Genomic DNA, 17,226 nt, shown 5'->3' on the forward strand with positions numbered 1-17,226 from the left:
GAGTGAATTCCTATGTGTACGACTTGTGGTTGCGCCAGCGGCGAGAGAAAGATCGAGGGCGACGACAACCATCATCATGATGATCACCACCACGACGATCATCACGACCACCATCATCATCATGATGACGGCCACCACGATCATCATCACCATGATCATCATGAAAGCGCTGCCCAGCCGCAAAAAATTCAGCATAAACATAAAAATAAATATGTCGCTAAAGGCACGCAGCCGGTCATTGTTCACCACCACTATTATTACCATCAAGGTGATGTTCATCATCATTATCATGGCAAAGCGCCGGAACCGATGGCGGGTAATGAACCTGAGGATACCGACGCTCCGGCAGCAGAGCCTTTTGCCCCACAAGTTCATGCCGATAAACTTGGGCTGCATTATGGTCAGGGTGAGGCCGGTAGCCACGCGCCGGGCATGGGACAGCGCCGCTTATTGCAAATTGAGCAAGATGTACTGAGCAAAAATAATCAGTTAGCCAGCCATAACCGTGAGCATTTTGTCGAACAACATATTTTGGCGCTGAATTTGGTTTCCAGTCCCGGTTCCGGCAAAACCACTTTGTTGACCACGACTTTACAGTTGCTGGCCGGGCGAGTGCCTTGCGCAGTGATTGAAGGTGATCAGCAAACTACCCATGATGCCGAGCGCATTCGCGCTACCGGCGTGCCAGCGATTCAGGTTAATACCGGCAAAGGCTGTCATCTGGATGCGCAGATGGTGCACGATGCCGCGCACCGATTGGGGCTTGCCAATGATAGCCTGCTGTTTATCGAAAACGTCGGCAACTTGGTCTGCCCGGCCAGCTTTGATCTGGGCGAACGCCACAAAGTGGCGGTGCTCTCGGTTACTGAGGGTGAAGATAAGCCGTTGAAATATCCTCATATGTTTGCTGCATCTACCCTGATGATTATCAATAAAGTCGATTTGTTGCCGTATCTGGATTTTGATATTGAGCAGTGCATCGCCTATGCCCGTCAGGTGAACCCCGATATTCAGGTTATTGCTCTGTCAGCCAGTAGCGGCGAGGGCATGGACTTGTGGCTGGAATGGCTGGAGGCGCAGCGATGTGCTTAGGCGTACCCGGCAAGATTGTGGCGGTAGGTGAAGATATCCACCAATTGGCATGGGTGGAAGTGAACGGCGTGAAACGCGAAATCAATATTGCGCTAGTGTGCGATGAAAGTCCGGCGGCTTTGCTGGGCCAATGGGTTTTGGTGCATGTTGGGTTTGCCATGAGTCTGCTTGATGAAGAAGAAGCTCAGCAAACACTGGCGGCGTTAGCGCATATGCAAGCTGTTGGGCTAGATCTGGATGATGTCGTAAGTGGGGCCAGCGATGCGCTACGTTGATGAGTTTCGAGATCCGGCATTAGTGACGGCGTTGTTGAGCCGTATCGAAAACTTACTGCCGCAGATCCCGGATCAACAGCGCTTGCCGTTGCAGATCATGGAGGTGTGCGGCGGTCATACTCATGCGATCTTTAAATTTGGTCTTGATCAACTGCTCCCAGATGGGCTGGAGTTTGTTCATGGGCCAGGCTGCCCGGTCTGTGTTCTGCCGATGGGGCGTATCGACAGTTGTTTGGAGATTGCCGCTCACCCAGAGGTGATTTTCTGCACTTATGGCGACGCGATGCGAGTGCCGGGCCGTAATGGTTCGATGCTGGATGCTAAGCGGCGCGGCGCGGATATTCGCGTGGTTTACTCACCACTGGATGCCCTGACGCTGGCACAGAATAACCCTTCCCGCGAGGTGGTATTTTTCGGCTTGGGCTTTGAAACGACCATGCCGGCCAGTGCCTTAACGCTACAACAAGCCAAGCGGCTTGGGCTGACCAATTTCACTCTGTTCTGCCAGCACATCACCATTATTCCTACGTTGCGTAGTCTGCTACAGCAGCCCGATGTGCGGATCGACGGCTTTCTGGCTCCAGGCCATGTCAGCATGGTGATCGGCACCACGCCATACCACTTTATCTGCGATCAATTCAATAAACCGCTGGTGGTCACCGGCTTTGAGCCGCTGGATATTTTACAAGGGTTGGTGATGCTACTGGAGCAGATGGTCAGTGGGCGCTGTGCCGTGGAAAACCAGTACCGGCGCATCGTGCCGGACAGCGGCAACCTATTGGCACAGCAAGCACTGGATGACGTGTTTATCGTTAAAGCTAGCAGCGAGTGGCGTGGGTTGGGTGAAATCGCCGATTCCGGTGTGCAACTTAGCCCGGCGTATCAGGCTTTTGATGCCGAACTGCGTTTCAAACCACAGCAGCAGAAAGTGGCGGATGACCCGCGATCCCGCTGTGGCGATGTGCTGACTGGGCGCTGTAAGCCGAACCAATGCCCGTTGTTCGGTGGCGAGTGCACGCCAGATAATGCATTTGGGGCGCTGATGGTTTCCTCTGAGGGAGCTTGCTCCGCTTACTACCAATATAAATAAATCAGGCAATAATGAATGAATAACCACGAGATCACCCTGGCCCACGGCAGTGGTGGGCGGGCCATGCAAAGCTTGATTGAGTCACTGTTTTTGGCGGCATTTTCTAACCCCGCGCTGAATGAGCGGGAGGATCAGGCGCGTATTGCGCTGGCGGATCTTACTGCGCTCGGTGATCGGCTGGCAGTATCAACGGACAGCTATGTCATCGATCCTATTTTTTTCCCCGGCGGTGATATTGGCAAATTGGCGGTGTGCGGTACCGCCAATGATGTGGCGGTCAGTGGGGCGATACCGCGCTATCTTTCGTGTGGTTTTATTCTGGAAGAAGGTCTGCCGATTGCCTCACTTGAACGGATTGTGCAGTCAATGGCCGCTACCGCGCAGCAGGCGGGTATGCAGATAGTCACTGGCGATACTAAAGTGGTGCAGCGTGGAGCGGCGGATAAGATCTTTATTAATACCACCGGTATTGGTGTGATCCCGGCAGATATCCAGTGGGGAACGGCGATGATCCGTGCGGGTGATCGGATCATTGTCAGTGGCACTTTGGGTGATCATGGCGCGACCATTCTGAATCTGCGCGAAGGTTTGGGTCTGGAAGCTGAACTAATCAGTGATTGTGCGCTGTTGGCACCCCTGATTGCCCCACTGCGCCACATTGCCGGGGTGCGAGCGCTACGCGATGCCACACGGGGCGGAGTGACCGCTATCTTGCATGAATTTGCCGCCGCCAGTGGTTGTGGTATGGAAATCAACGAAACTGATTTACCGCTGAAACCGGCAGTGCGCGGGATTTGCGAATTGCTGGGATTGGATGCGCTCAATTTTGCTAACGAAGGTAAGTTAGTGCTGGTGGTCTCCCCCGAGGCCCAACAGGCGGTTTTGGCCGAGTTGCATCGCCATCCATTAGGCCAGGACGCCGCAGTTATTGGGCATGTTACCGAGAGCAAGCAAGTGCGTTTATGTGGCGCATTTGGTGTTTCGCGCCGCTTGGATTTACCTCTTGATGAGCCGTTACCACGAATCTGTTAATCCTCCTCCGCGTCCTTGGGGATTGGCGATGAGTGTGGCCAGGAATTGGGTGAGGTCAGGAGTTCATTGTGGATAAAAATGGTCTTCGCCTGCGGGTAAAAGGTAAGGTGCAAGGGGTTGGTTTTCGTCCCTATATCTGGCAACTTGCCCATCGTTTTGGCCTGTGTGGCGATGTCAGTAACGACAGCGCGGGAGTGACCATTCATCTGTGGCAATCGCCAGCAGTGGTGGATTTTTTACAGGCATTGCCGCTGGATTGCCCGCCGCTGGCACAGATTGATAGCATCGTCAGCGCACCCTATCACTGGGCACAACCGCCGCTGGATTTTGTGATTCATCATAGTGGGGCCGGGCAGATGGACACCCAAATCGTGCCCGATGCTGCAACCTGCAATGCTTGCCTGCACGAAATGAATGACCCCGCCAATCGCCGCTATCGTTATCCTTTTATCAACTGCACCCATTGCGGCCCGCGTTTTACCATTATCCACCGCATGCCCTATGACCGGCCCTATACCTCGATGGGCAAGTTCCCGCTGTGTGCGGCCTGTCAGGCCGAATATGACCATCCGGCAGACCGCCGTTTTCATGCTCAACCCAATGCCTGCGCGGATTGTGGCCCGCAATTATGGCTGAGTGATGTAAACGGCCAGACCTTGGCTCAGGGCTTTACTGCCGTGCAGCAGGCGGCTTCGGCACTATTGGCTGGTGAGATTGTTGCCGTCAAAGGTGTGGGCGGCTTTCATTTGGCGGTCGATGCCACCAATAGTAGCGCAGTGGCCCGTTTACGTGCACGTAAACACCGGCCCTCCAAGCCTCTGGCCGTCATGTTGCCGGATGCCAGTTGGTTAAAAACCTGTGTGCAGGACACCGATAATGACGCTTTGCTCCGATTATTACGCAGCTCGGCGGCCCCCATCGTTTTAGTCGCTAAACAACCGAACAGCCCACTCAGTGGCGCGATTGCACCAAAGTTACCGGAAATCGGCGTGATGTTGCCCGCCAATCCGCTACAACATTTGTTGCTGCAACAAGTCGCGCGCCCACTGGTGATGACCTCCGGCAATGGCAGTGGCAAACCTCCGGCACTCAGTAATGAGCAAGCCCTGAGTGCGCTAACTGATATAGCCGACTATTGGCTGTTGCACGATAGGGCTATTGTGCAGCGAGCAGATGATTCGCTGGTGCGCTTCACCGACAATGGCGCTGAAATGCTGCGCCGCGCCAGAGGTTATGTGCCCGATGCTTTCGAACTGCCTCCGGGGTTTAGCCAGCAACCGGCAATTCTGGCGCTGGGGGCAGACATGAAAAATACCTTTTGTCTGTTGCGCGATAGCAATGCGGTGTTGAGCCAGCACTTGGGGGATCTGGCTGATAGCGATATTGCGCAGCAACAGCAGCAGTTACTCGCGCTATTTTGCAATATTTATCATTTCACCCCACAGTCGGTAGTGGTGGATGCCCATCCCGGGTATGTCAGCCATCAGTTTGGTAAAGAGTGGGCCGCACAACAGAATATTCCTTGCGTGGAGGTGCTGCATCATCACGCACATCTGGCGGCTTGTCTGGCAGAACATGGCTGGCCGCGTGAGGGCGGAGCAGTAATTGGTCTGGCGCTGGATGGGCTGGGATATGGTGCAGAGGGCCAGTTGTGGGGGGGCGAATGTTTACGTGTAGATTATGTGAGTTGTGAACATATCGGTGGCTTGCCAGCCGTGGCTCTGCCCGGCGGGGATTTAGCTTCTCGTCAGCCATGGCGCAACTTGTTGGCACAGTTACAGCGCTTTGTTCCACTAGGGCAAAACTTACCTGAAGCTGCTGCCATTCCACAGCCACAGGGCGCGATCCTCGCGCGCGCCATTGCGCGTGGCATCAATGCGCCACTGGCTTCATCGACGGGGCGATTATTTGATGCGGTGGCGGCAGCACTCAATATTGTGCCGCACACCATCAGTTGGGAGGGAGAGGCTGCTTGTCAGTTGGAAGCGCTGGCATGGCAGAGTGCCAGAACGGTTCCCCCCGTCACGCTACCGCTGCGCGGTAATCAGCTGGATTTAGCCACATTTTGGCAGCAATGGCTGGCTTACGATGCTACACCGGCAGAGCGGGCTTATGCTTTCCACTTCGCGCTGGCGCAGGGCATTGCCACCTTAGCCCGTCAAGCGGCACACGACTTTGGCATTGATACCATTGCCTTTTCCGGGGGCGTGTTGCATAACCGACTGCTGCGCGAGCTATTATGCGAGCAACTGCATGACTTTCAGCTATTGATGCCACAGCGCCTTCCGGCGGGTGATGGTGGTCTGGCGCTAGGCCAGGCACTGATTGCGGCTGCCCGGGCGATGACATAAGGTTGATGGCAATATCCTTTCTGTTCACTGGTGGGAGGCACCGTGCACACCATTCATTCTGACCCTTCTATTACACCGGATTTATTCCCTGATACATTGGCAGCGGCCTGTTTGCAGCAATTTCATGCCACACCGCCGCTGGTTCACTGTTTAACCAATGAGGTTGTGCAGTCCTTCACCGCCAATGTATTACTGGCACTGGGGGCTTTTCCGGCGATGGTGGTAGAGCCTAAAGAGGCGGCGCAATTCAGCGCCATGGCCAATGGCTTGTTGATCAATATTGGCACCTTGCATCGAACACGAGCAGAAGCCATGTTGGCGGCAATTGCTGCGGCCAACCAAACAGCCACTCCGTGGGTACTGGACCCTGTTGCTGTCGGTGGGTTGGCGTATCGCACCGAATTTGCCCACCACTTATTGACACTCAAACCGGCGGCTATACGGGGCAATGCCTCGGAGATTATGGCGTTGAGCGGCATGGCAACCATGGGGCGAGGAGTTGATAGCGTTGATACTTCATTGGCTGCATTGCCTTCCGCTCGCCAGTTAGCACAGCAGGTTAAGACGGTGGTCGCGGTGACCGGTGAGGTGGATTACATCACTGATGGGCAGCGTGATTTCGCCGTGCCCGGCGGTGATCTGCTGATGACGCGGGTAGTTGGCACCGGCTGTGCGTTGTCTGCAGTGGTGGCGGCGTTCTGTGCACTTGAAGGCGATCGCTTGCATCATGTTGCGACAGCGTGCCGAATTATGTCGCAGGTTGGTGGTGTGGTCTCTCAGCAAGTTACCGGGCCGGGAAGTTTTATTCCGGCTTTTCTTGATGGCCTTTATCAATTAAAAACTATTGGTGTTTAGTTTTGCCCTGATTTAATTAGCTTTCCACCAAGATTTCACTCTCAAATTAAATCTAATTAATAGCCTCTACGGAGGCTTAAATTATATTCAGCAAATAATTCGCCATGGTTTAGAATTTAAATGGTGAGTACTCACATTCTTTGGTCTTCCCGGTCTTTTCTGCATTCCTGTTTTTTAGGTCCCTAATAAACACATAGGAAAATACAATGCTCCTTCTGAAAAGTTATAAAATAGCGGCGCTAATTGCCGTCGGGATATTAGTGGCAGGATGCGCCTCAAAAGTCACAACCAGCGCGCAATACTCTGGTTTTCTGGGTGACTACACCAAATTACAAGAAACAGAATCCGCGAGTGGTCAAAAAATACTGCGCTGGATTGCACCTGGTTTTAATGTTGCCAACTATACTGGCGTTTATTATACGCCGTTGGTTTATTACCCGCGTTCGACACCAACTCAACGAGTGAGTCAGCAAACATTAGATCAAGTTTTGGCCTACGCAAATAAAAGACTTAAAGAAGCTTTTAGCCGTCAATTACCATTAGTCAATTCACCAAAACTACCTAATACATTAATTGTTCGCGCGGCAATTACGGCGGTTTCTGCTGAAACAAAAGATATGCAGGTATATGAAGTGGTACCTATTGCCGCAGTGATCGCCGGTACTATGGCAGCCACGGGTAATCGCACCCAACATACTGCGCTTTATATGGAAGTGCAGGTTATTGACTCTAATACCGGCAAACCGGTGATCGTGGTGGTACGTAAAGCTTACGGTAAAGATGTCAGTAACAGTAATACGCCAATTACGGCGGATGACGTGAAGAGTACTGTGGATGGATTGGTTTATGACATTGTTAATTTCAAACAAAAAAGCTAACTAATCCCCATACTGCCGGGCCTCTGAATAGCATTAACCTAGAGGCTCGGCGGTATTTCTTGCTACTTATCTAGTCGTAATACGCACTGCGAATAAGAACCGATAAATCATTTAATTTCATTGGCTTGCCTAATAAATAACCCTGTACTTCATCACACATTAGGGCTTGCAGATGCTCAAGCTGCTCGGCGGTTTCTACCCCTTCGGCGGTCACGGTCATCGACAGGGCATGGCCGAGGTTAATGATGCCTTCAACGATTGACTGACCCTCATGGGATTCCGCCAGTTCATCCGTAAAACTCTTATCAATTTTCAGACCATCAAATGGGAAACGGCGCAAATAATTAAGTGATGAATATCCAGTACCAAAATCATCCATCGATAAGCGCACACCGAGGGCTTTCAACGCCATCATGGTTTTAAATGCCCCATCAGCATCTTCAATCATTATTCGCTCGGTTATCTCTAGCTCCAGCCGATGGCTAGGCAGCCCCGTCAGTAGCAGAACTTGCCGCACTCGCTCGATCAGACGCTGGTTTCTGAATTCAATAGCCGAAATATTGACGGAAACAATCAACGATGGAGGCCAGGTGGAGGCATCTTGGCAGGCCTGTAACATAGTCCAATCGCTGATGGAGGTGATAAGCCCGGTTTCTTCTGCCAGAGCAATAAACTGATCCGGCATTAATAGCCCTAGCACCGGATGATTCCAGCGCACTAAAGCTTCCGCCCCGGTGAGTTGTGTCCCTTCAATACGATAGCGCGGTTGATAATAAAGGCTGAACTCATTGTGTTTAACCGCCTGACGTAAAAACCGCTCCAGTTCGCTGCGTTGCATCAGGCGCTCATTCATTTCACTGGAGTAGAAACTCCACCGGTTACGGCCGCTATTTTTAGCTTCGTACATGGCAATATCGGCAAACCGCAACAACTCCTCGGCATGCATTGAATCCTGTGGTGCCAAAGCAATGCCGATGCTGGCACCGATATAAATATCTTGGCCATTGATGACATAAGGGCTTTCGATACGGGCGATAACACGGGCGCAGAGCTGCTCAATTTCTTTGATTGATGCCAGGCCGGTAATAATCAGAATGAACTCATCGCCCCCCTGACGGGCGACGAGGTCTTGATCGCGCAAACAGCTTCTTAGGCGCTCAGATACCTGATGCAGCACCAGATCACCGGTAACGTGACCATAGGTATCATTGACTGGCTTGAATTTGTCCAAATCGACATTGAGGATCACCAGCGGGTGTGGTGCGGCGGCTAAGTTTCGCAGTTTATTTTCCAGAAACTCTTTCATTCGCAGACGGTTGGGTAAACCGGTTAGCACATCATGCAGAGAAAGGTGCTGAATACGTTCCTGCGCTTCTATCTCTCGGGTGATATCTGAAGCGGTGCCGCGAAAACCTATAGTCTTGGCATCTTTGATAATAGGTTTGGCATAAATCCGGCAAATACGTTTATCGCCCTTGGCCGAGAAATACGTGCATTGCAGTTCATTACGAGATTCAGTCAGATGGGTGTGTTGCAGCCAAGAGCGCAGCGGAATAATGTCGCAATTTAGCAGTGAATCAAGATTGCGGCCTAACCAGTGCTCCATACTTAGCCCGGTAATAGTTAAAAATCGCTGTGACAGATAGGTAATACGTAAATCAGCATCGGTTTCCCATAGCCAATCAGTTGCGGCCTCTGCAACATGACGAAAACGCTCTTCGCTGGCAATTAAAGCGGCTTTGTTTTCATCGGCAACTTGTGCCTCTGACATGGCTCGCCGCAGTACCAACCAGCCACTTAATCCAAGAATAAGAGCAACCAGCGCCAGTAATGGGAGCAATATATTGAGTAGCTGCCCCCCCGGCATGCTCTGGTTCCAGTGCAAAGTCAGGTCACTGTTGTCACTGGAAACTAACGCCACCGAAGGGCTGGAGGAGATATCTTTTTTGTCACGAGGAGTACGTAATTGATGAATGCCGAAATCTTCGCCCAAGGCATCCAGCTCGGCCGGTGTGAGGACATTGACGAACACCAGAACAGAGGGGGCACCTGGCACTGGTTTAACTCGTGGGTCATTACCTGGGGTCAATGCTGCTGCCGCAATGATTACGGGCTGACCCGCAACGTCGATGGTTTCCGTCGCAATATACTCTGTTGCGGCTCGCTCGCGGGCAGTATCAATAAGCGGTGTAATATTCTCATTGAGCCAATCTGGTAACGTCGTATTTGCCAGTTTCCCATCAATAACGGAATAACGCGTCTTTTCCTGACCATCAATGACGAATACGCCTTCATAATTAAAATCATTATAAAGTGATGGCCCCAAATTCTGGCTGATAAAGGCCCATTCAGGGTCTACTTTTACATGCAGATGTTCATAGGCATCGCCCCAAAAAGCATTATCTTTTATTCTGGCTTTGATCTCATTTTGGCGCATCTCCCACGCTTTATTAACCAAAAAGCGGCTTTGAGATATCGCCTGTTCATTTAATTGTGAGGCAATGTAGATAATGCCTACCGCCGCAATAATGATAGTTGCCCCAACGAGCAGAGCCATAGCCTGTAAAGTTTGTTTCGCAAAGAAAACATTTTCTCCTCTTGCCCGTGATTCTTGCGGGGTGGAGTTTGTCATAGTGAATTCCCTTAGCACTTACAAAGTTCGGGCTGATACTAAGTATTAGAGAAAAACCTGTTTAATCAGCAGGAAGTAAAGACTCTGAGGCAATCTAAACTAACATAACTCCGTCAAATTATAATTTTAGCTCAGAATAATTTAATATTTAAAATTTGGGATTTAATGAAACATAAACCCACGACAGAAGCGTAGGTTTATGTTTAATATGAATTTTTTATGGCTGTTAAATCTGAGTTAAGAAAAAAATTAACTTAGTGGTTAATATCCTGCATCGCAGAAATCGCTATAGGGTTACCACTATTTTCCCAACTTGTCCGTTGGCTTCCATATATCGGTGAGCTTCAGCGATATCTTCCAGTTTGAATATTCGGTCAATCACCGGTTTCAACTGTCCGCAAGAAAGCCCATCAGAAACAAATTTTTTGGCCCGCGCCATCCTGTCAGGAACCGTAGTGATTTCAAACAGCTCGTATCCGCGCAATGTGAGGTGTTTTCCCAGAATATCCATAACTGAAACCGTGATGTCGCGGGGGTCTAGCGCACCATACTGGAAGAAAATACCTTGCGCCGACATGGCTTTCATCATTCTGCTGACTTCTGGCCCGCCAACAGGGTCGAAGACAATACGTGCCCCCTTACCATTAGTGATGTTGTTCACGGATTCAATTAAATTATCTTCTTGTGTCGCAATAACGTGAGCGGCTCCGGCTTTCAACAACATATCTCGCTTCTCACTGGTGCGAGTCAGGGCTACGGGGATTGCCTCCAGCATATTCGCAATCTGAATAGCAGCCAAACCGACACTACTGGATGCGGCCCCGATCAGGATAGTTTCGCCGGCCTTAAGCTTACCGAACTCAACCAGCGCACCGAAAGCCGTAACAAACATCATCCAACTTGCTGCGGCTTCTGCAAAACTGAGGTTAGTCGGATGCTTGACTACCGCATGAATCGGGGCGTTTACCAATTCACCGTACATGCCATATTCACTGAACATGAACGAAGGAATGATGCTGACGACGTCACCTGGTGCAAAATCAGTTACATCTGGGCCAATTGCCTCGATAATACCTGCGCCTTCATACCCCAATATTGCAGGATACTGAGGGTCAATAACGTACTGACCGGAACGATACATAACTTCAGCGCGGTTAAGACCGATGGCCTGTAGACGGATCTGCACCTCTCCTGCTGAGGGGGCGGCAACCTCAATATCTTCTAATTTTAGAACTTCCGGGCCTCCGGTTTCATAAAAGCGAACAACTTTTGCCATGACTTGTCTCTCCTTAATCTGATTAAATTGCGCTATGCAGCGCCGAATTCAACACGGGTTAATGTGAATATCTATTGGATTAATTTAGCTTTAATCAGACAGGTGAAAAATAGGTAAAAAATTAACTCACTATTACTGAATTAATCATAATCATTTAGCGCTTTGGTGGTATGGAAAACAATTCACTGACCCAGTCAACAAATGCTCTAACTTTAGGTGATAAATAACGCCGGTCTGGATAGAGAACAGAAATTGGTTTGGCTACTGAAGGTATATGAGGAAAAATTTCCACCAGTTTTCCGGCCTGGATATAGGGATCAAGCGAAACTCTCAGGCCTTGTAGAATGCCAATTCCAGCTAATCCGCAGGAGATAAATGCTTCAGAATTATCAACGAGGATGCTGCTTTTTATCCGCCGTGTAACCACCTCTTCTTTATTTAGGAACTTCCAGTCCATGACTTCTTGGCTGGTATTGCTAAAAAAATTAACCGCTTTATGGTTTGCCAGGTCATCAAGTGTCAGCGGTGTACCATATTTTCTTAGATATTCAGGAGAGGCGCAGGTAACCATTTTGGCTTCTCCGACTCGACGACCAATAAAACTTGAATCATTAAGTTCCCCAAGTCGGACCACACAATCGACACCTTCAGCAATTAGATCGACTCTGCGATCTGAGGAGCGCAGCACTATTTCTATATCAGGATATTTATCCTTAAAATCAGGCAATGCAGGAATAATGATTGCTGTGGCAAGGGTAATGGGCATATCAAGCCGAAGACGACCGCGTGGTGGTAACGTCGGGGAAAACGCTGCCATCGTGTCACTAAAATCGTTAATAAGGCGAATACAACGCTGGTAAAACTCTTCACCCTCAGCCGTCATACTCACTTTTCGGGTGGTTCGATGCAGCAGTTTGACGCCCACTTCTCTTTCAAGTTGTTGCATGGTTTTACTGACGGCGGGGCGGTGCAACTGAAGGATATCAGCCGCTCGGGAGAAACTTTCCTGCTCAGCTACTTGAACAAAAATTCTCATCGCCTCCAGCATATTTGTTTTCACTCTATATCGCCCTTATGCTCGGATAGTCACCTAACGTCTAATTATCCATTTATATGCCATTTCGTCACATTCTGAAGTTAATCATCATGCGATTTTTTAATAAAGCCAGTTGAAATTCTTCTCGTGACTTTCCGCGCATCTCTTTTTAAATAAACTTAGCGTACTGACATTAGACTGTAATAGGAATTTTTGTCGCAAGACGTTAAAGTGACACCAAAATATGACTAATCCCGCTAAGCTTTATTAACGTCCTACCCAGACTCATGACCCCGCCGAGAGTAAGGAACAAATGACCATGTCTACACTGAAATTGGTTCGCAACCCGATGACCCTTAATGCGGCGCGAATCCTAAGTACTCGGCTATATTCTCTGACCGCATACGCCATTGTCCTGCTATTGGGCGTGGGTACAGCGATGGCAGCCACTCCACTGCCGGCGGTGACGGTTGCGGTAGTGACCTCCGCGACACCGGATAGCGCGTTGCAATATCTCGGGCGGGTAGAAGCTATTCAGGCGGTGGATGTCACAACCCGAACAGAAGGATTTATTGCCGCCAGATTGTTTACCGAAGGACAAATGGTTACGCAGGGGGAATTGCTGTATGAAATTGACCCCGCGTTACATCAGGCGTCAGTGACTCAGGCGCAGGCACAATTAGACAGTGCAACCGCCAGTGCCAATCATGCTCAGGTGACGCTTACCCGCTTACAGCGCTTGGGCAATAACCGCTCGGTAAGCCAGGCGGAAGTCGATGAAGCGCAGGCGCAGCGGGATATTAGCCGGGCGGCGGTGGCTCAGGCACAAGCAAACCTGCAAATTCAGCAACTGCAACTTAGTTTCACCCGCATCACCGCGCCGATAACCGGACAAATTGGTCACAGTCGCTTTAATGTTGGCAGTCTGATTAATCCCGCCAGTGGCACACTGGTCAGTATTGTGCAGCTTGATCCGATCCGCGTGGCAATTGCAGTTAATGAGCGTGATTACATTACGGCCACCTATCAGTTGTCGGCGACGGGTTCACCAACGGCAGGTTCATCAGCAACCAATTCGGCTACCGCAGAGGGCAATGCATCGCCATTTGGACATTTCACGCCACGCATTCAACTGGCGAATGGTAAGCAATATCCGGAAAGCGGCGTTTTTGAATCTGTTGATAATCAAATCGATAAACAGACCGGTACCGTGACTATTCGCACCCGCTTTGCTAATCCACGGCATCTATTATTACCCGGTGGGGTGGTCAATGTATCGCTGGCGGCAGAAACTGCCAAAGCGGTGACCGCCATCCCTATCGCGGCGTTACAGCAGAATAAGCAGGGCCATTTTGTGCTGGTGGTGACAGATAAGGATCAGGTTGAAGTGCGGCCGGTGACACTGGGCGAGCAATTTGAACAACAATATGAAGTGAAGGATGGGCTGAAGGTCGGTGAGCGCGTCATTGTGTCGGGGCTGCAACATGTCCGGCCCGGAATGACGGTCAGCGCCAGTGTTGCTACACCGCTGACTGCGAACTAAGGGGAAGGCCAGATGCTGCATTTCTTTATCCGTCGTCCCAAGTTTGCCATTGTCATTGCGCTGGTGATCACCATCGTTGGCTGGGTGTCATTGCATGTTATTCCTGTGGAGCAATATCCTGATATCACGCCGCCTGTGGTCTCGGTCAGTGCGGTTTATCCCGGTGCCAGTGCCCGTGATGTGGCGCAAGCCATCGCATCGCCGCTAGAGGCACAGGTTAATGGCGTCAGTAATATGCTGTATATGGAGTCCACCAGTGGCAATAACGGCAGCTACCAACTGAGTATTACTTTTGCCAGCGGCACAGATCCAGATATGGCCGCCGTTGAGGTGCAGAACCGTATTTCTCAGGTGAGTGCTCAACTGCCCGCTGAAGTGAATGAGAATGGTATTTCAGTACGTAAACGGGCGTCTAACTTATTGCTAGGGGTGAGTGTCTTTTCACCGAAGCAGGCCCATGATGCGCTGTTTGTCAGTAATTACACCAGCATTCAGCTGCGTGATGCTATTGCGCGTATCAATGGTGTTGGTGATGTGCAGGTCTTTGGTGCGCGCGATTACAGTATGCGGGTGTGGCTGAATCCACAACGTATGGAGTCACTGAATGTCAGCGTGCAAGACATTGTCACTGCATTACAGCAGCAGAACGTGCAAGCCGCTGCCGGGCAGATTGGTTCATCGCCATCGACTGCCGAGCAACAACAAACCCTGACGATCAGTGGGCAGGGGCGGCTGACCGACCCGCAGCAATTCGCCAATGTCATTATTCGCAGCAATCCACAGGGCGGGATGATTCGGCTGGGTGATGTTGCCCGCGTGGCGCTAGGGGCGCAGAACTATCAGGTTAGTGCGGCACAAAACCAGACTGAATCTGCATTTTTAGTGGTTTATCCGGTACCCGGTGCCAATGCTTTAAATGTGGCGAATGGGGTTCGCGATGAAATGGCCCGGTTGTCGGCCTCTTTCCCACCGGATCTGGCTTATGAGATAAATTACGATTCCACTTTGCCGGTGACCGCGACACTGCATGAAATCGCCATCTCCCTGACATTGACCCTGATTGTGGTGTTGGCGGTGGTCTATCTGTTTTTACAAAGTATGCGGGCGACTTTTATTGTCGCGCTCACCATCCCGGTGTCGCTGCTTGGTACCTTTGCCGTGCTGTATGTCTTTGGTTACTCAGCCAATACTCTCAGTTTATTCGCCATTATTCTCGCGCTGACGATCGTGGTGGACGATGCCATTGTGGTGGTGGAAAACGTTGAGCGACTATTATCGAATGACCCAGACCTAACACCCGCACAAGCCACCAAGCAGGCGATGAGCCAGATTGCCGGGCCTATTATTGCCACTACATTGGTGTTGATGGCGGTATTTGTGCCGATCGCCATTTTGCCGGGTATTGTGGGCGAGCTGTATCGGCAATTTGCCGTCACACTGTCGGCGGCGGTCATTTTATCCAGTATCAATGCGCTGACCCTGAGTCCGGCGCTGTGTGCGGTGTTGCTTAAACGGCGCACTTTATCCAATAGCGGTGTATTTGGTGGTATCAACCGTGGTTTAGACCGTGCGCGTGATGGATATGTCGGATTAACCAGCCGGATTAGCAGCCGCGCGGTGTTTAGCATTGCGGCGCTATTGTTGGTGGGGCTGGCAACCTGGTGGGGTTATACCCGCCTGCCGACCTCATTTTTGCCGGAGGAGGATCAGGGTTATTTCTTTGTCAGTTTACAACTGCCGGATGGCGCTTCTCTGAATCGTACTCAGACAGTTATGGACCAGATGTACCAGCAGGTAACGGCTAATGACGCCGTTGAGGACGTGATAAAAATCACTGGTTTCAGTTTGCTCAGTGGCAATAACTCACCCAATGCCGGTTTTGCCATTGTGATGCTCAAACCTTGGGGGCAGCGCCCTCATATTGATCGGGTGCTGGCCAGCATTCAAGCCAATTTGGCGACTATTCCCTCGGCGATGATTATGGCGGTAAACCCGCCAGCAATCGCCGGTTTGGGGAGTGCTTCCGGTTTTGATTTGCGCATTCAGGCTCTGTTGGGGCAGTCATCGCAGGAGTTGGCGCAGGTCAGTCAGGGGATTATTTTTGCCGCTAATCAGGACCCTAAACTCAGCCGGGTATTTACCACTTTCAGTGCCTCAGTACCTGAGGTCAATCTGAGCATTGATCGAGATCGCGCCGCCTTGTTGCAGGTGCCGGTCAGTCGTATTTTCCAGACCTTGCAAACTTCACTCGGCGGGATGAATGCCGGTGATTTCACCTTGAATAACCGTATGTTCCGGGTGCAATTGCAGAATGATATGGACTTTCGCCAACGTACTGCACAGATAAATAGTCTGAACGTACGTAGCGATAATGGAGCATTGGTCAGCTTGGCGAACCTTGTCACCTTAACGCCGTCGGTTGGCGCTCCCTTTATCAGTAATTTCAACCAGTTCCCTTCCGTTGCCATTAGTGGCTCAGCGGCTGATGGGGCCAGTTCTGGTCAGGCCATGGCGGCGATGGAGACGCTATTGGCGCAGAATTTACCGCAAGGTTACAGCTATAGCTGGAGTGGGATGTCATGGCAGGAGCAGCAAACCGGCGGGCAGGTAGTGTTTATTTATCTGGCGGCACTGGTATTTGCCTATCTGTTTTTGGTGGCCCAGTATGAAAGCTGGAGCATCCCGCTGGTGGTGATTCTTTCGGTGGTATTTGCCGTGGGCGGTGCAGTTGCCGGGCTATCAGCCATGGGCTTTGCCAACGACGTTTACGCGCAAATCGGCTTGGTGTTGCTGATAGGGCTGGCGGCCAAAAATGCGATATTAATTGTCGAGTTTTCCAAAGCTCGACGTGAAGAGGGGGCCAGCATTGCGCAAGCGGCCCAAGATGGGGCCAAGCAGCGTTTTCGCGCAGTCATGATGACGGCAATTTCATTTATTCTCGGTGTGATGCCGCTGGTCTTTGCCAGTGGTGCCGGGGCGATGAGCCGCCAGATAATTGGTATCACGGTATTTGGTGGCATGCTAATGGCCACCGCCGTGGGGATTTTGTTTATTCCAGCACTCTATTTGCATGTTCAGCGGCTGCGAGAATGGACAAAAAAGCGAAAATCACCTGCGGATGAAGAGTCGCAAGAGTAAACATCGGCTGACTTATCTGTCACCTCGC

At 50.9% G+C, this 17,226-nt stretch carries 12 protein-coding genes; 9 read left to right on the forward strand and 3 right to left on the reverse strand.

All coding sequences use genetic code 11. The features are described 5' to 3' along the window. The first annotated feature begins 12 nt into the window (after positions 1-12). The 7 genes from hypB to N0H69_RS06700 all read left to right on the forward strand — a co-directional run bounded on the left by hypB (position 13) and on the right by N0H69_RS06700 (position 7,573). Complete coding sequence (gene hypB, locus N0H69_RS06670; RefSeq protein ID WP_050134303.1) at positions 13-1,092, forward strand: hydrogenase nickel incorporation protein HypB; 1,080 nt, start codon at positions 13-15, stop codon at positions 1,090-1,092. Beyond that, on the forward strand, positions 1,083-1,367 hold the full coding sequence (hybG, locus tag N0H69_RS06675; RefSeq protein WP_050134304.1) for a hydrogenase maturation factor HybG: 285 nt from the start codon (positions 1,083-1,085) through the stop codon (positions 1,365-1,367). Before hypB ends, hybG begins: the two co-directional genes overlap by 10 nt. Beyond that, the gene (hypD, locus tag N0H69_RS06680; protein WP_050108493.1) at positions 1,354-2,457 is read left to right on the forward strand and encodes a hydrogenase formation protein HypD; all 1,104 of its coding nucleotides are present in this window, start codon (positions 1,354-1,356) and stop codon (positions 2,455-2,457) included. Before hybG ends, hypD begins: the two co-directional genes overlap by 14 nt. 15 nt (positions 2,458-2,472) lie before the next feature. Continuing rightward, complete coding sequence (gene hypE, locus N0H69_RS06685; RefSeq protein ID WP_050108490.1) at positions 2,473-3,489, forward strand: hydrogenase expression/formation protein HypE; 1,017 nt, start codon at positions 2,473-2,475, stop codon at positions 3,487-3,489. Positions 3,490-3,557: 68 nt separating this feature from the next. Next, the gene (gene hypF / locus N0H69_RS06690; protein ID WP_050150839.1) at positions 3,558-5,840 is read left to right on the forward strand and encodes a carbamoyltransferase HypF; all 2,283 of its coding nucleotides are present in this window, start codon (positions 3,558-3,560) and stop codon (positions 5,838-5,840) included. Positions 5,841-5,882: 42 nt separating this feature from the next. Next, positions 5,883-6,695, forward strand: a complete 813-nt coding sequence (gene thiM, locus N0H69_RS06695) for a hydroxyethylthiazole kinase (RefSeq protein ID WP_172665414.1) — start codon at positions 5,883-5,885, stop codon at positions 6,693-6,695. Between the two features lie 206 nt (positions 6,696-6,901). After that, a complete protein-coding gene (locus N0H69_RS06700) occupies positions 6,902-7,573 on the forward strand; it encodes a DUF3313 domain-containing protein (RefSeq protein WP_050150841.1) in 672 nt (223 codons plus the stop codon). 70 nt (positions 7,574-7,643) lie between these two features. On the opposite strand, the gene N0H69_RS06705 is transcribed toward N0H69_RS06700, so the two are convergent. The 3 genes from N0H69_RS06705 to N0H69_RS06715 form a co-directional block, all read right to left on the reverse strand. Continuing rightward, a complete protein-coding gene (locus N0H69_RS06705) occupies positions 7,644-10,205 on the reverse strand; it encodes a bifunctional diguanylate cyclase/phosphodiesterase (RefSeq protein ID WP_050108484.1) in 2,562 nt (853 codons plus the stop codon). 286 nt (positions 10,206-10,491) lie between these two features. Then, positions 10,492-11,481 (reverse strand): zinc-dependent alcohol dehydrogenase family protein, encoded by a 990-nt coding sequence (locus N0H69_RS06710; protein ID WP_050150843.1) that lies wholly within the window; start codon positions 11,479-11,481, stop codon positions 10,492-10,494. Between the two features lie 154 nt (positions 11,482-11,635). Then, positions 11,636-12,541: a LysR family transcriptional regulator gene (locus N0H69_RS06715; protein ID WP_216594547.1), complete on the reverse strand. Its 906-nt coding sequence runs from the start codon at positions 12,539-12,541 to the stop codon at positions 11,636-11,638. Positions 12,542-12,836: 295 nt separating this feature from the next. Between N0H69_RS06715 and N0H69_RS06720 the strand changes: the two genes are divergently transcribed. Together N0H69_RS06720 and N0H69_RS06725 are read left to right on the forward strand one after the other, a co-directional pair. After that, the gene (locus N0H69_RS06720; RefSeq protein WP_072077438.1) at positions 12,837-14,060 is read left to right on the forward strand and encodes an efflux RND transporter periplasmic adaptor subunit; all 1,224 of its coding nucleotides are present in this window, start codon (positions 12,837-12,839) and stop codon (positions 14,058-14,060) included. Between the two features lie 12 nt (positions 14,061-14,072). Then, positions 14,073-17,198 carry an efflux RND transporter permease subunit gene (locus N0H69_RS06725; protein ID WP_050150849.1) on the forward strand — a complete coding sequence of 1,042 codons (3,126 nt, stop codon included), beginning with the start codon at positions 14,073-14,075 and terminating at the stop codon, positions 17,196-17,198. The last annotated feature ends 28 nt before the right edge of the window (positions 17,199-17,226 follow it).

Source organism: Yersinia alsatica, assembly GCF_025133195.1.
Taxonomy (GTDB): Bacteria; Pseudomonadota; Gammaproteobacteria; order Enterobacterales; family Enterobacteriaceae; genus Yersinia; species Yersinia alsatica.

Coding starts and splice junctions, on each gene's coding strand:
- hypB (WP_050134303.1), top strand. CDS start 13: ATGTGTACGACTTGTGGTTGCGCCAGCGGCGAGAGAAAGATCGAGGGC.
- hybG (WP_050134304.1), top strand. CDS start 1,083: ATGTGCTTAGGCGTACCCGGCAAGATTGTGGCGGTAGGTGAAGATATC.
- hypD (WP_050108493.1), top strand. CDS start 1,354: ATGCGCTACGTTGATGAGTTTCGAGATCCGGCATTAGTGACGGCGTTG.
- hypE (WP_050108490.1), top strand. CDS start 2,473: ATGAATAACCACGAGATCACCCTGGCCCACGGCAGTGGTGGGCGGGCC.
- N0H69_RS06700 (WP_050150841.1), top strand. CDS start 6,902: ATGCTCCTTCTGAAAAGTTATAAAATAGCGGCGCTAATTGCCGTCGGG.
- N0H69_RS06705 (WP_050108484.1), bottom strand. CDS start 10,205: ATGACAAACTCCACCCCGCAAGAATCACGGGCAAGAGGAGAAAATGTT.
- N0H69_RS06710 (WP_050150843.1), bottom strand. CDS start 11,481: ATGGCAAAAGTTGTTCGCTTTTATGAAACCGGAGGCCCGGAAGTTCTA.
- N0H69_RS06720 (WP_072077438.1), top strand. CDS start 12,837: ATGTCTACACTGAAATTGGTTCGCAACCCGATGACCCTTAATGCGGCG.
- N0H69_RS06725 (WP_050150849.1), top strand. CDS start 14,073: ATGCTGCATTTCTTTATCCGTCGTCCCAAGTTTGCCATTGTCATTGCG.